Here is a 299-nt window from a genome sequence, read left to right as displayed (position 1 = left end):
GATGGCACCACCCAAGACATCGTTATCACTATTACAGGCACGGATGATGCGGCGGTAGTGACAGGCGATACGACGGGCAACACCACAGATCAAGGCACCACGGTGTCTGGCTCTATCAACATCAGTGATGTGGATAACGGTGAAAACCCAACCATCAGTAACACCACCATCGAAGGGGAATACGGCTCATTGAGCTTGGTTGATGGCAACTGGACCTACACGGTTGATCCTGACAGCGCACAAACCCTGCCAGACGGGGAGTCTGCGAACGACACCTTCACCTTAACGGCATCTGATGG

1 protein-coding gene is annotated in these 299 nt (G+C 53.5%); it reads left to right on the top strand.

The window, feature by feature from the left end:
- A partial coding sequence (locus tag A1OO_RS22415; protein WP_035008743.1) for a VCBS domain-containing protein occupies positions 1 to 299 on the top strand: 299 nt, incomplete at both ends.

It is taken from the genome of Enterovibrio norvegicus FF-33, from assembly GCF_000286835.2.
In the GTDB taxonomy this organism is placed as follows: Bacteria; Pseudomonadota; Gammaproteobacteria; order Enterobacterales; family Vibrionaceae; genus Enterovibrio; species Enterovibrio norvegicus_A.
Note: the sequence above shows the minus strand (reverse complement) of the source record. Positions and strands in the feature narration are given on the sequence as shown.